Consider the following 20,002-nt stretch of genomic DNA (forward strand, 5'->3'; position numbering starts at 1 on the left):
ATTGAACAATTTGTCATTCGTGTTGGAATAACTTAAAATTTTTAATCCTAGCCCCCGAGAGGGCTAGGATTACCTAAAAAATAAAAATCGAAGAGTTAAAATCTTTTCAACGATTTTGGGTAACTGATCCAAACAATCTCTTTTAGTTGCAAGCTTCTTCATCTGCTAGAAAGAAGGGAAATGGGAAACCTCTTCCTTGAAGTGATTAGACTTACATATTCGGATAGTTTGGACCACCACCACCTTCCGGTGTTACCCAGGTGATGTTCTGTGAAGGATCCTTGATGTCACAGGTCTTGCAGTGCACACAGTTGGCTGCATTGATCTGGAAGCGTTTCGAACCGTCATCATTTTCCATGATTTCGTATACACCCGCGGGGCAGTAGCGCTGCGCCGGTTCATCCCATTTTGGCAGGTTGACATTCACCGGAATCGAAGTGTCAGTCAGTTTTAAATGCGCTGGCTGGTTTTCTTCATGCACCGTGTTGGATACAAACACCGAAGACAGACGGTCAAAGGTCAGTTTGCCATCCGGTTTTGGATAATTCGGCTTGAAGTTCACCGCATCGACGGTTTTCAGCGCACCGAAATCCGTCACCAGGTCATGCAGGGTAAACGGCACCTTAAACACGTTCTGGTCGATAAAGTTAAACGCACCACCGAGCCACTGACCAAACTTGTGCATGGCCGGGCCAAAGTTACGCGAGTTGTACAGCTCTTCTTTCAGCCAGCTATTATTGAACTTGTCGGTGTAAGAAGTCAGTTTTTTGGCAAACAAGTCTTCGCCTTCCGTCACACGCGCAACCGCAAGGTCACCACCTTTTTCCACACCGGCAGCAATGGCTTCAAACACTGCTTCACCGCAGAGCATGCCGGATTTCATCGCGGTATGTGAGCCCTTGATTTTGGCAAAGTTCAGGAAGCCGGCATCGTCACCAATCAGCGATCCGCCCGGGAAGGTAAATTTCGGTAGCGAGTTAAAGCCGCCTTTGGTTACCGCACGCGCGCCATAAGAAATACGTTTGCCACCTTCCAGATACTGCTTGATCAGCGGATGGGTTTTCCAGCGCTGCATTTCCATAAACGGATACATATGCGGGTTGGTGTAAGACAGATCGACGATCATGCCCAAAGTCACCTGATTGTTTTCCGCATGATACAACCACCAGCCGCCTGAAGAACCGGTTTCAGACAATGGCCAGCCGGCACCGTGCATCACCAGACCTGGCTTGTGTTTCGCCGGGTCGATTTCCCACAGCTCTTTGATACCGATACCGTAATGTTGTGGATCTGAATCTTTATCGAGGTTGTATTTGGCAATTAAACGCTTGCCGAGGTGGCCACGGCAGCCTTCAGCAAACAGGGTGTATTTGGCATGCAGTTCATAGCCCGGAGTAAAGTTATGGGTCGGTTCGCCATCCTTGCCAATGCCCATGTCACCGGTTTGAATGCCTTTCACCGAACCATCTGCATGGTACAGAATTTCAGCAGCGGCAAAGCCCGGGAAAATAGATACTTCCAGCTCTTCCGCTTTTTGACCCAACCAGCGCACTACGTTGCCGAGCGAGATAACATAGTTGCCATCGTTATGCATGGTTTTAGGCACCATCCAGTGTGGCGCTTCTTGTGATTTTTCATCCGAGAGCAGGAAATAGGTCTTGTCTTCGGTCACTGGAACATTTAAAGGTGCACCTTCTTCCTTCCAGTTCGGGAACAGCTCATTCATGGCACGTGGTTCCAGTACCGCACCGGACAAGATGTGCGCACCGACTTCAGAGCCTTTTTCCACCACACAAACCGACAGATCGTTCAGGTTGTTTTCAATTGCAAGTTGACGGATCTTGATCGCTGCAGAAAGACCGGCCGGTCCTGCGCCGACAATCACGACGTCAAACTCCATTGATTCGCGTTCGATTTCTTGTTCTTGCATATTCATAAAATCCAATTTTGTATTGTGAACTGTCTGGTAAGGATGAAGACTGAAAATATCTTTCAGCTGTGATTAGCTTAGAGATAAAATGAGCTAGGAGGTTTTATAGCCTTGCCATCAAAAAGTCAGGATTAGTATTCAAGTTATAGCTTAAATCACTAATCCCGTCCTTTTAGATACACTCAATACCTGTTATACAATTATTGAGTCGCTTCACGGATCATATTGCGGGCAATAATGACCTGTTGGATTTGCGTTGTACCTTCATACAAACGGAATAAACGTACATCACGGTAAAAACGCTCAATAGCATATTCACTGATATAACCCGCACCACCATGGATCTGTACGCCACGATCTGCGACACGGCCACACATTTCAGTGGCAAACATCTTGGCACAAGATGCTTCCGTGCTGACATTCTGTCCAGCATCACGAAGTCGGGCAGCATCTAATACCATACATTTTGCTGCGTAAATTTCAGCTTTAGAATCGGCTAACATACCTTGAATCAACTGGAAGTTCGCAATCGCTTGACCAAACTGTTTGCGCTCAACGGCATATTGTAGGGAATCTTCCAGCATACGCGTAGCAGCACCTACACTTAATGCAGCAATATGAATACGGCCTTTATCAAGTACCTTCATTGCAGTTTTAAAACCTACACCTTCAACACCACCAATGAGTGCAGATGCAGGAATACGACAGTTTTCAAAAATCACATCACAGGTATGTGCACCTTTTTGGCCCATCTTCTTATCACGTTTACCCAAGGAAATACCAGGAGTTTTACTGTCCACGATAAAGGCTGAAATTCCACCTGTACCTTTAATTTCGGTACTGGTACGTGCCATGACAGTAAAGACACCCGCATGCGGTGCATTGGTGATGTAACGCTTAGTGCCATTTAAAATGTAATGATCACCATCTTTCACCGCTGTGGTTTTTAAAGAGGCAGCATCTGAACCGGAATCAGGTTCAGTTAAACAGAATGAACCAATAATTTCACCACTTGCCAGACGTGGCAAAAAATACTGTTTCTGCTCTTCGGAGCCATCAATAATTAAGCCTGATGAACCGATCCCATTGTTAGTGCCGATCAGTGAACGGAAAGCAGGAGAGGTACGTCCCAGTTCAAATGCAATGTAAACCTCTTCCTCCATGGTCAGGCCAAGACCCTCATATTCCTCAGGAATGGTGAGACCAAAAAGACCCAGTTCTTTCATTTGCTGCACGATTTCAGCTGGAATTTCATCGGTTTCCGCAACAATTTCTTCATTGGGAATAAGAACGCCATCGACAAACTGACGGATCATGTCAACCAGCTGATTTAATGTGTCTTGATCGCGAATCATTTTTAAGCCCTTGTATTAGATAGGTAAATTTAGCCATCTCTGCTTCATGCAGGGGTGATCTAATGCTTTGGAATGAAAATAATATGACAGAATGGAAAAATAAATGCAATAATATTGATATCAAATACCGCTGTGCGGTATTTTATTTGTGTTTTTTAAATATTTTTAGCCAATTTTTAATTTAAAACTATGTTCCTGTGGGCTTTATTGTTGCAAAAAAACAGGTATATTTGGTTTAAATAAACCGCTATGCGAAACATGTAGGTTGTTATGGAAAATGAAATATTGAATTTAGATATTCAAAGTAATGGTGTGGCCATTGTTGAACTACATCGTCCAGATACTAGAAATGCATTGAATCTGGAACTGCGCCAACAGCTCGCAGCAATGTTTGAGCAGCTCGCTGCATCTGATACAGTCCGCGCAATTGTCATTACTGGTGGTGAAAAAGTATTTGCAGCAGGTGCGGATATCCGGGACTTCACCACTGCAAAAACCGTAGACATGTATTTACGCCATACGGAACAGTACTGGCGGGCCATTATTGATTGCCCTAAACCGATTGTGGCTGCTGTGAATGGATATGCATTGGGTGGTGGGTGTGAACTTGCAATGCATGCAGACATCATTATTGCCGGAAAATCAGCCCAGTTTGGTCAGCCTGAAGTCAAATTGGGGCTGATGCCAGGTGCTGGTGGTACCCAACGCTTACTGCGTGCGGTAGGGAAGTTTAAAGCCATGCAAATAGTGTTAACAGGAAAGATCTTTTCTGCAGAAGAAGCTGACAAAATGGGGTTGGTTTCCGAAGTGGTTGAGGATGATCAAACCCTTGCTAAAGCGGTTGAAATTGCGACACAGATTGCCCAACTCTCACCGATTGCCGTTGAACAGATCAAAGAAGTCACAACACTAGGTGCCAATATGCCACTCGATGGTGCTTTGGCATTAGAGCGTAAAGCCTTCCAAATTTTATTTGATACACAAGATCAAAAAGAAGGCGTCAATGCCTTTTTCGAAAAGCGAAGCCCTCAATATCAAGGAAAATAAGTCATGACGATTCAAAAAATGGCCTTGATTGGCACAGGCGTAATGGGAATGGGTATTGCGCAAATTGCAGCACAGGCGGGTGTTGAGGTCCGTTTATTTGATGCTAAACCCGGCGCTGCTGAGCAAGGCTTGGAAAAATTAAAAGTAACCTTGCACAAACTAGCTGCTAAAGGAAAGTTAACCGAACAGCAGCTTGTGGATACCTTAGCCCGATTGATTATCTTGGAAAGCATTGAAGAGGTTGCTGGCGTTGATCTGGTCGTAGAAGCAATTATTGAAAATCTGGAAATCAAGCAAACTTTGTTTAAACAGCTTGAAAGGATTGTGGCTGAAGAAACTATTCTGGTTTCAAATACATCCTCACTATCTGTGACCTCAATTGCATCTGCGTGTCAGCATCAGGGCCGTATCGCAGGTTTCCATTTCTTCAATCCGGTTCCACTGATGAAAATTGTGGAAGTGATTGCGGGGTTGGCTACAGATGAGCAAGTCGTAGTCGACTTACTGGATCTGGCGAACCGCATGGGACATTTGGGTGTCCGGACTAAAGATACACCAGGATTCATCGTTAATCATGCTGGTCGTGCTTATAGTACTGAAGCGCTGAAAATACTGGGCGAATGTGTGACTTCACCCAGTGAAATTGACCGGATTTTACGCGAAGGAGCTGGTTTCCGCATGGGACCACTCGAACTGTTCGATTTGACGGCACTGGATGTTTCTCATCCGGTGATGGAGTCCATTTTCAATCAGTTTTATCAGGAAGCGCGTTACCGCCCGAGCGCTTTAACTCGTCAGATGCTGGCAGGTAAAAAAGTCGGCCGTAAGGTCGGTGAGGGTTTCTACAAATACGTTGATGGCGTAAAAATCAATGAAGAGCCTCGTCAGACTGTACCTCAGGTTTCAACATTTAATGCGGTCTGGATCAAAACAGATTTAGAGCAGGATGCAGCCATCCTAACAAATTATCTGCAAGCGCAAGGATTAACATTAGATACAGCCACGCAACCGGGTGCAGATAGTTTAATTTTACTGGCTACTTACGGTGAAGACACGACATCTGCAGCTTTGCGTTTTGGTGTCGATGCAACACGAGCAGTTAGTATCGATATGCTCACCGATTTTGCGAACCACCGAACCTTGATGCCATCGATTGCAACCAAAAAAGTTTATATTGATCAGTCACATACAATTTTTTCGGCCAATAACCATGGTGTCAGTGTGATTGATGAAAGCATGGGATTTGTCGCGCAGCGTGTATTAGCCATGGTAATCAATCTGGCCTGCGATATCGCACAACAAGGTATTGCAACTGCAGCAGATATTGATAAGGCAGTGAAACTTGGTTTGGGCTACCCACATGGTCCGATCTCATGGGGGGACGTACTGGGTGCATCACGTATTCTGCAGATTCTGGAACGTATTACGAAGAACACAGGTGATCCACGTTACCGTCCAAGTCCATGGTTGCAGCGTCGCGCCCGATTAAACTTGTCTTTGCTTCATACCTCAACAATTTAAAGGATTAATACAATGTTAAATGCCTATATTTACGATGGCCTGCGTACTCCATTTGGCCGTCATGCAGGTGCGTTATCCTCTATCCGTCCAGACAATCTGGCAGCGCATGTGATCAAGGCACTGGTAGAAAAAAATCACCTTCCAGCCAATATCTTTGATGATGTGATTCTGGGTAATACCAATCAGGCCGGTGAAGACAGCCGTAACATTGCGCGTCATGCGACCTTATTGGCAGGTCTGGATGTAAAAACTCCGGCACAAACTGTTAACCGTTTATGTGCTTCCGGCCTTGCTGCGTTGATAGATGCTGCACGTGCAATTAGCTGTGGGGAGGGTGAGGTCATCCTGGCCGGAGGCGTGGAATCCATGTCTCGAGCTCCTTTTGTATTTGCCAAATCAGAAACATCGTTCAGCCGTGATCTTAAAGTCTTTGATTCAACTATCGGTGCACGTTTCCCGAACCCGGCAATCGAAAAGCAGTTCGGTGATGACACGATGCCTAAAACGGGCGATAACGTGGCGGTTGAATATGGTGTAACGCGTGAAGATGCAGACCGTTTCGCAGCCGCTTCCCAAGCGAGATATGAGGCTGCCAAACAAGCAAGTTTTTTCGCTGGTGAAATCGTAGGTGTTGAGGTGTCTCAAGGGCGTAAATTGTCTCCAAAACTGGTGGAAATCGATGAGCATCCACGTCCAAGTTCAGATTTTGTTGCCTTGCAAAAGCTCAAGCCTTTATTTGAAGGTGGCGTGGTGACAGCGGGTAATGCATCCGGCGTCAATGATGGTGCAGCTGCCCTGATTATTGGTTCTACTGCGGCTGAACAAAAACTGGGAATCAAACCGATGGCCAAAATCCTGTCTTCTGGTGCTGCAGGAATTGAACCGCGTATTATGGGTGCTGGTCCTGTAGATGCCATTAAACTCGCGCTGAAACGTGCCAATCTCACTTTAGATGACATGGATATTATTGAAATCAATGAAGCCTTTGCATCTCAGGTATTGGCGTGTCTAAAAGGTTTGGATATCGATTTTGATGACCCACGTGTTAATCCAAATGGTGGAGCAATCGCAGTCGGACATCCATTAGGAGCCTCTGGAGCGCGTCTTGCCTTAACGACAGCACGTGAATTACAACGTAGCGGCAAAAAATATGCTGTAATCAGTTTGTGTATTGGTGTGGGACAAGGTCTCGCCATGGTGATTGAGCGCACATAAAAGGAATAAAAAATGGGTGCATTGGAAGGTATTCGCGTATTGGATTTAAGCCGCGTACTGGCAGGTCCTTGGTGTGGTCAGATTCTGGCGGATTTGGGTGCTGAAGTGATTAAAGTTGAACGTCCCAAAACAGGTGATGATACCCGCTTGTGGGGACCACCATGGATGAAGGATGATCAGGGTGAAGATACGCAGGAAGCTGCCTATTACCAGTCTGCTAACCGCAATAAACTTTCTATCGCAATTGATATTGCCACACTGGAAGGTCAGAAATTAGTTCGTACACTGGCAGCAGGTTCGGATGTTTTAATTGAAAACTACAAAGCGGGCTCACTGAAAAAGTACGGTCTGGATTATGACAGCTTAAAAGCGATTAATCCGAAATTAGTGTATTGCTCGATTACCGGATTTGGCCAAACCGGTCCACGTGCGCCAGAACCGGGTTATGATTTTATCATTCAAGGTATGGGCGGTTTGATGTCTGTGACCGGAGAGAAAGATGACCTTCCGGGCGGTGGGCCGCAAAAAGTGGGTGTGGCTTTTGCCGACCTGACGACTGGGCTTTATGCCACCATTGCGATTCAAGCAGCACTTTTGAACCGCACCATGACAGGTCTGGGTCAGTATATTGATATGGCGTTATTAGATGTACAGGTTGCAACGTTAGCCAATCAAGGCATGAATTATCTATCTTCGGGTAAAGTACCTGGACGTTATGGCAATGCACATGCGAATATTGTGCCTTATCAAGTGTTTAAAGCAGCCGATCAGGACTTTATTATTGCCTGTGGAAATGACAAGCAATTCGTTGCGCTGTGTCAGGCCATTGGTTTGCCGGAGCTGCAGAATGATCCGCGTTTCTTAAGCAATGCGTTACGAATCCAGCATCGTCAAGAGATGGATAAATTACTCGGCACCCATTTTAAAACCAATTCTGCACGGCACTGGGTAGATGCGATTCACACGATAAAAGTTCCGGTGGGTTTAATCAACAATTTACAGCAAGCATTTGAGGAGCCTCAGGTGATTGCGCGCAATATGTTGGTTGATATGAAGCATCCGTTGAAGGAGAAGTTAACGGTGATTGGTTCACCCATTAAACTGTCACGCACCCCGGTGGAATATAAGAAAGCACCGCCAATGCTGGGTGAACATACTGATGAAATCTTAAGTGGCATTCTGGATGCAGAAAAGATTGCTGAACTTAGGCAGAGAGGTATCATCGGGTAATATTTAAATATTGGGCAAAGGAGATTCTGTCGAAGACTATCCTTTGCCCTAATTATAATAAATGAATTATAATTTCCGCAGTGCGGAACAAAGTATGCTTAATTAGGCAGGAATAATATGACGAATGACGTGATTGATTCAGAACAGACAGAAAATCTTTTGGCGCCATTACGTCATGAATTATTGAATCCGATTGAAGATATGCAGGATGAAAATGACCGTCAATATGTGACCGCATTAGCTAGAGGATTAGAATTATTACGTTGCTTTACACCCAAATATCAACATTTAGGTAATCAGGAATTGTCCCAGATGACAGGATTACCTAAAGCGACCATTACCCGCTTAACCCATACCCTTTCACGTTTAGGATATATTAAGCAAGTACCGAACTCGAATAAATTTCAATTGTCATCAGGGGTACTGTCTTTTGGCTATTCAATGCTTGCCAATGTTTCGATTCGTTCGATAGCCCATCCTCATATGCAGGAGCTAGCAGATTATGCTGGTGCAGCGGTTGCCATGGCCACACGTGATCGGCTGAATATGATTTATTTAGATGTGGTGCAGGGTAAAGGTAATGTAACAATGCGCCGTCCAGTCGGTACTTATTTGCCGATCCATTTAAGTGCCATGGGCAGGGCTTGTCTCGCTGCGATGCCTGCGGATGAGCGCGATTTTCTGTTAAATGCCATTCGGGAAAAGAATAAAGATGACTGGATTAAAATTAATCGAGAGTTAGACAAAGCATTTAAAGATTTCCAAGATTATGGCTGTTGTTTTTCGATTGGAGAATGGCAGAAAGATGTAAATTCAGTTGCTGTCCCCTTATTGCATGAACAACACGGACTTTTAGTATTCAATTGTGGTGGGCCAAGTTTTGTATTAAGCCGTGAGAAACTGGAAGAAGATATTGCACCAAGATTAATTCTGATGGTGAATAATATTAAAGCGGAAATTGGCTGAATGTCAGGCTTCTATGTATGTGGCATAACTCGCCCAATCAGCCATCAAATTTTTCCTTTTCTCAAGATAAGCTCCACGTAAGTAAGCTGCTTCTACTTCATCGGGTAGTTTATGTGCTAGTACATGCTCACAGACTTCACGAGGATAATCAGTTTTATCGGCTGACCAATCACGAAATGTTGAACGGAAACCATGTGTTGTAATCACTCGATTTTGTTTAGGATCAATATAGCCTAAGCCATTTTCTTTTAACTTTTGTTCGTGCATCCGCTTGATTAAGGTTGTTAAGGACATATCCGAAAGCATTTCGCCACTACGAGGAGCAGGGAAAATGAAGTCTTGAGGTTGAGTATATTCTTGAATTGATTCAAGCAAACTAATGGTTTGTTGGGATAGGGGAACACGGTGTTCTTTTTCTGCTTTCATCCTTTCTTTAGGAATGATCCAAACTTTATTCTTAAAATCAATTTCTTGCCATGTTGCACCAAAAACCTCGCCAGAACGACAGGCAGTTAAAATTACAAATTCTAGAGCTTTAGGTGAAATCCCTTTTTTCTGTCTCAGATGCTGGATAAACCCAGCAACTTGTTCGTAAGGTAAAGATGGATGAGGGCGTGATTCTTGCTTTAAGTTACCTAAGATTGGTTCTAGATTACCTTTCCATTCAGCAGGATTATCGCCAACAAAATATCCCATAGCCTTAGCATAATCAAAAATAGTTTCGATACGACCACGAATACGTTTAGCTGTTTCGTTCTTTTCAATCCAGATAGGTCTAAGAACTTCGGCAATATCAACTTTAGTAATTGTGCCAATACTGATATCACCTAGAGTTGGGTAGATATAGGTTTCTAATGTAGATGTCCATTGTCCGATATGCTTTTCATTTTTGAGTTCACGAGTTTTATTAGCAATAACGACTTTTGCACATTCAATGAATGTCTTGTTTCTAAGCTTTTGAATATGAAGCTTGTCGAGCTGTTCCTGTTTATGTGCAATTGGATCAACACCACTTCGTATTTGTAATCTTAATTCAGTGGCTTTAGCACGAGCTTCTGCTAAAGAAACTTCAGGGTAGGGACCAATACCAATATCACGGCGATGAGGTTTTAGCTTCCCATCTTTATCCAACCGTTTACCCACAACAGCACGCAAAATCCAGACACGGGAATTACCCTCGACATTTAGATATAAGCCATCAACACCGCCTACAGAATGTCGACCAGTCTTTTTGATTTTTGCTACACTGAGAGCAGATAGCTCTTTAGATTTCTTTGGCATATTATTTTTACCCCACAACCTACCCCTCATAAAATACTGGAAATGATTGGATTAGACAAGACGGTTTTGGATGATTAAATTATTAAGTATATGAAAAATAATTTATTTTAATATTGTGTTAGATTGCTTTGGACTGCTGTTAGACGGACACCGCTTCCGCCAAATTCGAAAAGCCCCTGTTAATAGCAGGGGCTTTTTTTATATCTATTATTTTATCCCTCATCTTACCCTCCATAAAAATTTGGATTATGTTAGACAGATTTTGATTTCAGTTTAATTTTATATTGTGTAGTTAATCGCACCCTCATAATGGTCAATATCTTGTAATTGTTTGATGAATTCTTTCGGGACGAATATTGCTGCTATATGTATAATTATGGGTAGAATAGCTCCTTATAATACTAAGCCCTTTGCATCACTAACTTGCAAATTAAAATCGCCTGATATGTACCGAATTTCAATTAATAGGTATGGATAGTTCATGAATCTAATAAATCACTGTAGTAAGTTATTTCTTGCAATTTTTCTTATGATAAATCTTTCAAATACGTATGCAGCAAAAATACAGGCTGTAGATGCTGAAGTACAGGAGAGTGCTGTAGATGTAATGGAAGCTGCTGGAGCAGAAGCTGTAGGTGGGCAAGAGTATATATGCCGTGCTGACGAGGCATGTGATGTTGCATCTGCTGTTTCTGAGGATGAAATGTATGGTGGCATTCAACAGGAATATGTTGTAAAAGGCTGTAAGGTAACAATCTACAATGATGGGCCTGTGAAAATGGTCAATGTAAAGACGGATCAACCATGTGATGCTCCACTTCCTAAAGACCATAAATTTTCTAGATAGACTCTGTGTACCTATAAATTATTTTATGCACCTTTCTGTTTTTTCTCAAAATCATGAACCATTCGAATACGCTCTTCGGTTGCAGGATGTGAGGATAAAGCATCAAGAACAGCTGTAGATAGTTTATTAGCTGAAGATTCTTCTTGAGAAGTTGCTGGGTTGGCCTGATTCTTTTTATCGATACCTTCTTCTGTTGTATCGCTTAAACGTTGTAAGAAATTTGCAAAGTGCGAGACTTCTATATGCTTCTTATCCATCAAATCTAAAGCATATAGATCGGCTTCGGATTCAAATTTACGTGAGTAATTTGCACCAATCATAGCGGCAGGTAAGGACGTAAATAAGTCTGAATTATCTCCTGTCATTGCAATGTATAATATACTTAGGCCTAAACTCGTTAACCCTTGTTGCAAACTATGGCGATAAACCAAATGGCCTTGTTCATGGGCTAATACGCCTAAGATTTCTTGATTCGTATGTGCCAATTTGATCAGTTCATCTGTGATAATAATCGTATTATTGGGTAGCGCTACAGCATTAGCCCCTAACTGATCGCCTTTACGGAAGACTAATTTAGCTGGTTTGTTTTCAGCAACAGTATTCAAATATTGTTTAGTAATTTGATCTTTTTGGGTTTGTGCTAATTGGCTGGGTGCAGTCCAATTATTTAATACATAATTCTCTGCTTCATCACCTAGTTTCTTTAAAGTATTCTCAGGTAATTGAAAAGCAAGATAATGGGATGTTGCTGGAACACCCCATTTGACTAGACTGATCGCAAAAGTAATCACAAAAATTACACTAAAAAGAATAAGACCCGGAGAGCGTTCAAATTTCCAGATCGAATGTTGAACCTTTTTAGTTGTGTAATTAAACCATTCAGGTAGTGCACTATGAAATTCAATCCGTGCATCATCAGATAATTCAATTACTGGGTGTAACTGTCCCAGCGCACCAATCAATTTCATATCACTATATTGATAATGACGCTGAAGTTCTAATTGCTCACCATACCGAATTAGAACTTCAGATTCAGATTGAGCTGAAATCTGAGCAGGGTATGGTTTAGACACTAGGCCATCATAGAAAGTGATATCTACTGCGTGGGACATAAATTATTAAACTCAGATTGTTATAAAGAGATGTCGATATCAAAAATATCACTGATTTCTTCAGCTAAAGCACTTTGCTCTTGTTGAGCTAGATTCATCATTTGATCTGGATCATCTAATAAAATTAAACTCATCGATTCAATCTGATATTTGTGAATACGAACTGCAGCCCAAGCAGACATTAAACCTAGGGATAAGATTTTTACAATCCAGTTCGAGGCTACAATCCATGCGAAACGCCATTGGTTACAGTCTGTTTTAAATTGACTGTTCCCAATTGTAGTATTGTTCCATGTCGTAATAAAAATACGAGCAGCAATTAATGGATAAATAAATAATCCAATAAGTGCATATACCGTAAATATTCCGAAGAATATAGCGTTTGGTGAGAACCCAGAAATTGTTCCTGCCATAGCAAAGTAAATGATTGAAAAAATAGCAATTATACCAATTGCAATAAAAACTGGTATATAAACTGCAGCCATATATGCAGACCATTTCGCGTTTAATTTAAAATTTAATTGTCCAGCATATAAGTTGTTAAGATAATATTTTTTATATAGCCAAATAGCTACAGGTGTAAAGATTCCTAAAGTAAAAATATATACCAATATACTCAAAAGAAAGACTTTATAAGATTCTTTTATTGTTCCACCAAAATAAAAACGTGCGTTGCCGAATTTACTATTTCTTGCAGTAAAACGCAAAGTAGCACGAATTAGCCAAGGTACTGCTGCATATAATGCAACTAGCCCAACCACAGTCGCAATCATTGAATACTGTGATGAAATTGCAAATACGACGTAAATTCCTAATGCAATTAAACGTCCAATCAAAATCTTGGTTGGAATCCCTGTAAAATCAAAGCGGCGTTCAAAAAATTCTGTATTGCCATAGAAATAGCGTAAGCGACGAACTTTAGCCCAAGGTGCATATAAGCTTAAAGTAATAATAGTCAAAAGAATATTAACGATCCAGATTCCAAAATATTCTGAGGCATTCCCATGAAACTTAAAATGATGAATTCCTGAGTGTGAAATTGGTGGAGTTGTAATATTTTGATCCTCATTTACATCTTGAGGAAGAGAGGTTAAAGCTTGGTCTTGCATTTTATTCTCTTTATTGAAAATATATGATCTTGATTGAATGTAATAGATAATTAGAAAACTATTGAGAATATTATATGTTTTTTATAAATTGAAATAAATAGAATGAAAAGCAAACAACTATTTTTACCATTATATTCTTATTGAGTTGTTTCGAGCAGAAAGCTTATCGCGAGAAGTATAAATAATAGGTTTAAAGGCATCGGTGACTTATTGTGATTGTAAATTTAGTAGTAATTCTAAGAAAAAATTTCTACATCATTAATTTCATCATTTACCATTTTTATATTCTCATCTTACCTGTAAAACTAATATATCTATATAAATTTCAATCCCGTTATAAACCCCAATTTAACAATAACTCATTCATTATTTATCCTTACTTTTTAATGATCTAATTTAAAACAAATGTCATTTTGTGTGCTTGACTGTAAGAGAGTTGAATACTATTCTTCGCATGCTGGCCACATTGCCAGTCGGTTGTCGCAGACCGTCTCATAGAAGCATTAAAGGTTTTATACCTTTAGTGTCTAGCCCCTCGTGCCCCCTCTACGGTGGAACGGGAGGGGGACACCCACGGGTGTGCTGGATCTATGACCAGTCTGCGAACCCCCTTTCGTTCTGCCACCATAATTTTAATGATTTGGCAGAACTCCCAATAAAAAAGGAGTTGGCTTTGCACATTCATTATTTCTTGGCAGCGGCTGCCAAAAGCTATAACGACACAACTTAAAAATTTACAGCAGCTTGAACGCCATAAGGTTTTCAGGCTCTAAGTCATTTTTACTTAAAACTTAGCAAATACAAAACTTGAGATGTGCCAAGCACCGTCTTACGGCTTTGCTGTGCCTTTTTTTCTCCCAGAAAGGGCACAGGCTTTTTATCTCATTTAGAAACAACAAGAATTTATAACGGTAAAACTATGCCAACTTTAGAAATATCTTCCAAAAAATTACAGGTGGTTCAAACCGCCATCCAACTTTTTACCACGCATGGATTCCATAATGCAGGCGTAGACCTGATTATTAAAAAATCTAAAATTCAAAAAGCCACGTTTTATAACTACTTTCACTCGAAAGAACGCCTTGTTGAAATGTGTCTAATCTTTCAAAAAAGCCGACTCAAAGAAGAAGTACTGGCAATTGTCTACTCACACCGCTACCCAAACGCAGCCGATAAACTCAAAGAAATTGTTCGCTTACATGTCGATGTGAATAGCTTTTACCATCTTTTATTTAAAGCCATTTTTGAATTAAAACTGCTTTACCCAAGGGCTTACCGCATGGCGATTGAATATAGAAAATGGCTACTTAAAGAGCTTTTTGACCTAATTTTTAGTTTGGAAACTCGTGCCTTAAAACCTGATGCCGATATGGTTTTAAATCTAATAGATGGTTTGATGTTTGGGTTTTTAAGTACCAATAGTTTGAGTGAGAGGGATGAGGTGTTGGAGCGGTTTTTTAAAATAACTTGATGAATAGTGCTTTGGAACAAGATGCTTTTGAAAAGGTAGTTCAAAAGCATCTTGCTCACTTAGTTTATATGGGTCTGATATTTTAAGCTAAACAAGAATATTGGCTCTTATTTTCAGAGTTTAATTTTGACTTATTGAGACTCATCTAAATCACGTTCGCGGCAGGATAATTCATAGTAATTACCTTTTGGCAGAGAACTAATTTTAAACCCATAGTAAGTGCTATCGGTTTCTATCGGAGCGATATTACATTGATTCTTTTTTGCAAATTTTTCAATTAATTTTAAATTGGTGGTTTGCTTAAATACAGCTCCCCAACCTTCACTCACACAACAGCCCACATATTCAGACATATATTCATCTGAAATAAGCACAACGTTTTGTCCCATAAATTCATAAGGTTTTTTGAGTTTGTATATATCGTTATAGTCTGCTCTTGAAATATTAGGTTTTTTGGCTAGGAAACCTTTTTGTTTAAGAATTTGAAACTTTAAAAAATCTTCAGGACCAGTACCAAGTCCCCGATAAATCGAGCTATTGTCCTCTGCAAAACTATATGAGCTGAAAATGCTAACTAAGCTTAAAAGTAATAATTTTTTCATTTGTAATTTCAGAAGTTGTATTAGGGCATAATTGTTTCATATCTTCTTTAAAGCGTAAAGTAAGTGGCTGATTTTTATATCATAGATAGATTTTTCTATACCACGGCAAACCATGATTAATTTACTAATAATAGGTTTCATATAATTAACTATCTATAGAATAAATTTTTTGCTTCTTTAAAAATTATTTAAACGAATTAAATAAATTTTTTATTAGAGTCCTAATTTATTCGCTTATTTGATAGTCTTTTTGTATATAATATGTATTCTTTGTATTTATTTATCTTTATAGAGTAAACATGAAAAAAATATTAATCATTACTACTTTGAGTTCTTTCGGTTTAATTGCTTGTTCAACTACTGAAACTTCAAGAACGATACAAAGTCCACAAGTCACTGCTGCTACTGCTACAACAAAATATACCGGAGTAAAAACTCCTATTTCTATTGGTAAGTTTGATAATCGCTCTAGTTATATGAGAGGCGTTTTCTCTGATAATGTCGATCGTTTAGGTGGGCAGGCGAAAACTATTCTTGAAACACATTTACAGCAAACTGGCTATTTTTCAGTTTTAAACCGTGACAATCTATCAGAAATTAAACAAGAAGTAGGTTATAGCAATACGAGCCAATCTATTAAAGGTGCTCGCTACGTTATTACTGGTGATGTCTCTGAATTTGGTCGTAAAGAAGTAGGCGATCAACAGTTATTTGGTATTTTAGGACGTGGTAAACAACAAGTTGCTTATGCCAAAGTTAATTTAAATATTGTTGATGTAAAAACATCAGAAGTTGTGCATTCGGTACAAGGTGCTGGTGAATATGCATTAGGCGCACGTGAAGTTTTAGGCTTTGGTACTACAGCTTCTTATGATTCGACTTTAAATGGCAAAGTACTTGATTTAGCTGTTCGTGAAGCAGTTAATAATCTTGTAACAGATATTCAAAATAACCGTTGGTCAATTCAATAATTTTGGATATGTGTTAAATGAAAAAAATTCTTTTAAGCAGTTTTCTTGCTATGGGATTGGTTGGGTGTGCCGCTGGTCCTCAACCTTTATATAATTGGGGAACTTATACTCATCAAACCTATTTGATGTATAACTCACCTGAGAAAGCGACACCAAGTACGCAAATCACAAAATTAGAAGCTGAAATTGAGAAAACTAAAGGCAAGGGCTTAGCCGTTCCGCCAGGTTTATATGCGCATTTAGGATTATTGTATTTACAAGAGAATAATTCTCAAAAAGCAATTGAGTATTTCCAGCTTGAACGACAAGTATATCCAGAATCTACAGTTTTAATGGATCGCTTATTGCAAAAAATGAATGCTAATGGTGGGAATGCAAAATCATGATGAAGAAATTTCTAATTGCTGGTTTGGTTATCTCTAGCCTTGCATTTACTGGATGTGCCGTTACTCCACCACCTAATAAAGATATTACAGCTTATAAAGCTCATATGCCAAAATCGATTTTGGTATTGCCTCCAGTCAATGATTCGCCTGATGTAAAAGCGACTTATAGTTATTGGCCTACTGTGGTGGCACCTGTGGCAGAAGCTGGTTATTACGTTTTCCCAATCTCTGTCGTAGACAATATGTTTAAAGAGAATGGGGTTACTAATGGCAGTGATGCTCAGTCTATTGCACCCCAGAAATTACAAGAGATTTTTGGTGCAGACGCAGCTTTATATATTCGAATTAAAGAATATGGTTCTAAATACCAAGTGATTCAGAGTGTCGCGACAGTAAGTGCTGATGCAAAGCTTGTTGATTTAAAAACTGGAGATGTGATTTGGACAGGTGAGAAAAAACTTGTTCAAGCAAGTAATGATGGTAATGCGGGTTTAATCGGAATGGTCGTCGGTGCTTTAGTTGAACAGATTGCTGGCAGCTTTACTGATCGGGCTTACCCATTAGCGAGTATGGTAAATACTCAACTTTTTACCCCGACGACTTATAATCCGGGTATGGGGTTGTTATATGGTCCACGTTCACCAAAATATCAACAAGATGGAGTAGTAGCTAAGTAAATTAAAGTCTTAACTAAAGTTTTACTTTATTAAAAATAGGCTGCAATCTAGTTTAATTATATGAAATGCTAGATAAAAATTTATTATTCCAGATAGTTTATAAATTTTTTGATTAGGTAGGAGAGCTAGAGTAACTAGTTCTCCTATTTAATTTAAATTACTTCTTTTGCTTAAAACGGTATTTACATTTTAGACAGCGATAATCTTGAAAAATATTCTTGTCGATTATTACGCCAGCTTTCTTACCAAAAATATTACCAACTACACCGCCAGTAATTCCTGCACTAATGGCACCAACAAAAGTCCCTACAGTTCCGCCAACAATTACACCTAAAGGACCAGCAACAGTACCAATAGCTGCTCCAACAGTAGCACCAGTCGCAGCGCCACCTACAGTGCCTGCCGTTGTACCGGCAGCTGTGAGTAAAACACCGCCAGTTGTTCTAAGTAATTTGTCATGGTCACGTGCTTCAATTTCTGTAGAACCACACTTAGGACATTGCAGAGCTTTTTCCATAAAATTTCCTGTCTTTCATCATTGAGTGACACAGTTGACGGCTAAATCAGTGCAGTGGGTAAAGAACCTGTCTTGCGATGCAGTATCTTTTGCCTATTGAGTGATCGTAACGATAACTGGTCTGTTTTGATTTTAGCTGAACATTGACACAAATATTTATAGATCATGTAAACACTTGTACTTTAATAATTATCTCATTAAATACCAATGTTTAGAATGACTAACGCTTACATATCCATGTGTCTAGCAGAGAGCAATTCAATAATAATGAATAAAATGTGAATGGTTTTTTGAGTAGATTTTCTGAAGTTACTTAGGGTAACAAGCTGTTAAATGATAAAAGGCTTATCCTGTTTGAATAAGCCTTTTTTGAATATTAGATTGATTTTTTCCAACTCAAAAATTTATATAATCCAAACATGAATGTAATCCAGATTGGAATTAAAATCACCGATTTTTCAAACCCTTGAGTCCACATGATGTATAAAATCATGCCAATAAAAATCAAAACGATATAGTTACTTAAAGGTGAAAATAGAGCAGGGAACTTGGCAACTTTATTCTCAAGTTTCATGGCACGTTTAAACTTTAAATGCGTAAAGCTAATAATTGCCCAGTTTAAAACCAGCGCAGCCACGGCCATGTACATGAGATAGCTTAAAGCTTCTTCTGGGATAAAATAATTCAGTAATACACAACCAAAAATCAGAATAGAAGAGAAAATAACAGCAGGTGTTGGAACCCCTTGTTTGCTGACTTTTGTAAAAATTTTGGATGCATGGCCTTGTACTGCTAGACCATATAACATACGACTGTTTGCGTACATACCGCTGTTATAAACAGACAGTGCGGCTGTTAAAATAATAAAGTTAAGCAAATGTGCTGCCCAACCAATACCAAGCTGGCTAAAAATCATCACAAATGGACTTTTATCTAAACCACCGAGGTCAAGCTGATTCCACGGAATGAGCGACATGATAATAGCAAGCGAAGCCACATAGAAAACCAAGATTCGAAAGATGACTTGGTTAATGGCTTGTGGAATGCTTTTTTCTGGATTTTCGGCTTCAGCGGCAGTCATCCCAATCAGTTCAATACCGCCAAAAGCAAACATTAAAAAGGCGAGCATATAAAATAGGCCCGAGAACCCATGCGGGAAAAATCCGCCATGCTGCCATAAGTTTGCAAAGCTAGCGATAGAGTCACTACCTGCGGTAAGCAATAAATATAAGCCAAACACGATCATGGCAATGACCGCCGCAACTTTAATAATAGCTAACCAAAACTCAGATTCGCCATAAAATTTAACGTTGCCTAAGTTCAAACATGTGACCAAAACAAAGAAAAATAAGGCTGATATCCAAGCAGGAATGTGGGGCCACCAGTAATGCACATATTTAGCAACTGCTGTCAGTTCGGTCATCGCGACCAGAATATAAACAACCCAATAGTTCCAGCCCGATAAAAAACCGGGGAATTTCCCCCAATATTTTTGTGCAAAGTAACTAAAGGAACCGACCACAGGTTCTTCTACGATCATTTCACCCATTTGGCGCATAATTAAAAATGCGACCAAACCGACAATGGCATAACCTAAAATAATAGAAGGACCAGCAGACTGGATGACTTGTGCAGAGCCTAAAAATAAACCTGTCCCGACAGCACCACCCATAGCGATCAACTGGATATGGCGATTTTTAAGTCCGCGTTTTAATTGGGAAGATGAGTTGCTCAAAATATATGCGCTGAATAAAAAAGCTGGCGC

18 protein-coding genes are annotated in these 20,002 nt (G+C 40.2%); 10 read left to right on the forward strand and 8 right to left on the reverse strand.

Annotation, left to right across the window (positions count from 1 at the left end; genetic code table 11):
* Positions 1 to 211 precede the first annotated feature (211 nt).
* Positions 212 to 1,930, reverse strand: coding sequence for an electron transfer flavoprotein-ubiquinone oxidoreductase (locus tag ACTJJG_RS09170; protein WP_032051447.1), 1,719 nt, complete (start codon positions 1,928 to 1,930; stop codon positions 212 to 214).
* A gap of 200 nt (positions 1,931 to 2,130) precedes the next feature.
* A complete protein-coding gene (locus tag ACTJJG_RS09175) occupies positions 2,131 to 3,285 on the reverse strand; it encodes an acyl-CoA dehydrogenase family protein (protein WP_032051448.1) in 1,155 nt (384 codons plus the stop codon).
* Positions 3,286 to 3,555: 270 nt separating this feature from the next.
* Between ACTJJG_RS09175 and ACTJJG_RS09180 the strand changes: the two genes are divergently transcribed.
* The 5 genes from ACTJJG_RS09180 (at position 3,556) to ACTJJG_RS09200 (ending at position 9,264) form a co-directional block, all read left to right on the forward strand.
* On the forward strand, positions 3,556 to 4,332 hold the full coding sequence (locus tag ACTJJG_RS09180) for an enoyl-CoA hydratase (RefSeq protein WP_032051449.1): 777 nt from the start codon (positions 3,556 to 3,558) through the stop codon (positions 4,330 to 4,332).
* A gap of 3 nt (positions 4,333 to 4,335) precedes the next feature.
* Complete coding sequence (locus ACTJJG_RS09185; RefSeq protein WP_032051450.1) at positions 4,336 to 5,853, forward strand: 3-hydroxyacyl-CoA dehydrogenase; 1,518 nt, start codon at positions 4,336 to 4,338, stop codon at positions 5,851 to 5,853.
* Positions 5,854 to 5,865: 12 nt separating this feature from the next.
* Positions 5,866 to 7,068 carry a 3-oxoadipyl-CoA thiolase gene (locus tag ACTJJG_RS09190; protein WP_032051451.1) on the forward strand — a complete coding sequence of 401 codons (1,203 nt, stop codon included), beginning with the start codon at positions 5,866 to 5,868 and terminating at the stop codon, positions 7,066 to 7,068.
* A 12-nt stretch (positions 7,069 to 7,080) separates the two neighbouring features.
* A complete protein-coding gene (locus tag ACTJJG_RS09195) occupies positions 7,081 to 8,298 on the forward strand; it encodes a CaiB/BaiF CoA transferase family protein (RefSeq protein ID WP_032051452.1) in 1,218 nt (405 codons plus the stop codon).
* Positions 8,299 to 8,415: 117 nt separating this feature from the next.
* Positions 8,416 to 9,264: an IclR family transcriptional regulator gene (locus ACTJJG_RS09200; protein ID WP_032051453.1), complete on the forward strand. Its 849-nt coding sequence runs from the start codon at positions 8,416 to 8,418 to the stop codon at positions 9,262 to 9,264.
* Positions 9,265 to 9,267: 3 nt separating this feature from the next.
* On the opposite strand, the gene ACTJJG_RS09205 is transcribed toward ACTJJG_RS09200, so the two are convergent.
* Complete coding sequence (locus tag ACTJJG_RS09205; protein ID WP_032051454.1) at positions 9,268 to 10,545, reverse strand: tyrosine-type recombinase/integrase; 1,278 nt, start codon at positions 10,543 to 10,545, stop codon at positions 9,268 to 9,270.
* Between the two features lie 529 nt (positions 10,546 to 11,074).
* On the opposite strand from ACTJJG_RS09205, the gene ACTJJG_RS09210 reads away from it, so the two are divergent.
* Positions 11,075 to 11,392, forward strand: coding sequence for a hypothetical protein (locus ACTJJG_RS09210; RefSeq protein ID WP_081318434.1), 318 nt, complete (start codon positions 11,075 to 11,077; stop codon positions 11,390 to 11,392).
* 23 nt (positions 11,393 to 11,415) lie between these two features.
* Here ACTJJG_RS09210 and ACTJJG_RS09215 read toward each other — a convergent pair whose 3' ends face one another.
* A complete protein-coding gene (locus tag ACTJJG_RS09215; protein ID WP_069119147.1) occupies positions 11,416 to 12,504 on the reverse strand; it encodes a M48 family metallopeptidase in 1,089 nt (362 codons plus the stop codon).
* Between the two features lie 20 nt (positions 12,505 to 12,524).
* Positions 12,525 to 13,613, reverse strand: coding sequence for a YjgN family protein (locus ACTJJG_RS09220; RefSeq protein WP_002120508.1), 1,089 nt, complete (start codon positions 13,611 to 13,613; stop codon positions 12,525 to 12,527).
* A gap of 919 nt (positions 13,614 to 14,532) precedes the next feature.
* Between ACTJJG_RS09220 and ACTJJG_RS09225 the strand changes: the two genes are divergently transcribed.
* Entirely contained in the window at positions 14,533 to 15,084 is a 552-nt protein-coding gene (locus tag ACTJJG_RS09225; protein WP_440608934.1) for a TetR/AcrR family transcriptional regulator, read from the forward strand.
* Between the two features lie 131 nt (positions 15,085 to 15,215).
* Here the strand turns inward: ACTJJG_RS09225 and ACTJJG_RS09230 are convergent, their stop codons facing one another.
* On the reverse strand, positions 15,216 to 15,686 hold the full coding sequence (locus ACTJJG_RS09230) for a hypothetical protein (protein WP_000735016.1): 471 nt from the start codon (positions 15,684 to 15,686) through the stop codon (positions 15,216 to 15,218).
* 299 nt (positions 15,687 to 15,985) lie between these two features.
* Between ACTJJG_RS09230 and ACTJJG_RS09235 the strand changes: the two genes are divergently transcribed.
* The 3 genes from ACTJJG_RS09235 to ACTJJG_RS09245 are packed head-to-tail and all read left to right on the forward strand — an operon-like array spanning position 15,986 to position 17,720.
* Positions 15,986 to 16,657 carry a CsgG/HfaB family protein gene (locus ACTJJG_RS09235; protein WP_016802974.1) on the forward strand — a complete coding sequence of 224 codons (672 nt, stop codon included), beginning with the start codon at positions 15,986 to 15,988 and terminating at the stop codon, positions 16,655 to 16,657.
* Between the two features lie 17 nt (positions 16,658 to 16,674).
* The gene (locus ACTJJG_RS09240) at positions 16,675 to 17,043 is read left to right on the forward strand and encodes a DUF4810 domain-containing protein (protein WP_005070471.1); all 369 of its coding nucleotides are present in this window, start codon (positions 16,675 to 16,677) and stop codon (positions 17,041 to 17,043) included.
* Complete coding sequence (locus ACTJJG_RS09245) at positions 17,040 to 17,720, forward strand: DUF799 domain-containing protein (RefSeq protein WP_025465434.1); 681 nt, start codon at positions 17,040 to 17,042, stop codon at positions 17,718 to 17,720. Before ACTJJG_RS09240 ends, ACTJJG_RS09245 begins: the two co-directional genes overlap by 4 nt.
* Before the next feature lie 157 nt (positions 17,721 to 17,877).
* Here ACTJJG_RS09245 and ACTJJG_RS09250 read toward each other — a convergent pair whose 3' ends face one another.
* Positions 17,878 to 18,237: a hypothetical protein gene (locus tag ACTJJG_RS09250; protein ID WP_002120526.1), complete on the reverse strand. Its 360-nt coding sequence runs from the start codon at positions 18,235 to 18,237 to the stop codon at positions 17,878 to 17,880.
* Between the two features lie 376 nt (positions 18,238 to 18,613).
* Positions 18,614 to 19,972: an amino acid permease gene (locus ACTJJG_RS09255; protein ID WP_079381166.1), complete on the reverse strand. Its 1,359-nt coding sequence runs from the start codon at positions 19,970 to 19,972 to the stop codon at positions 18,614 to 18,616.
* Positions 19,973 to 20,002 lie beyond the last annotated feature (30 nt).

The organism is Acinetobacter sp. 22512 (assembly GCF_052044755.1).
Lineage (GTDB): Bacteria > Pseudomonadota > Gammaproteobacteria > Pseudomonadales > Moraxellaceae > Acinetobacter > Acinetobacter pittii.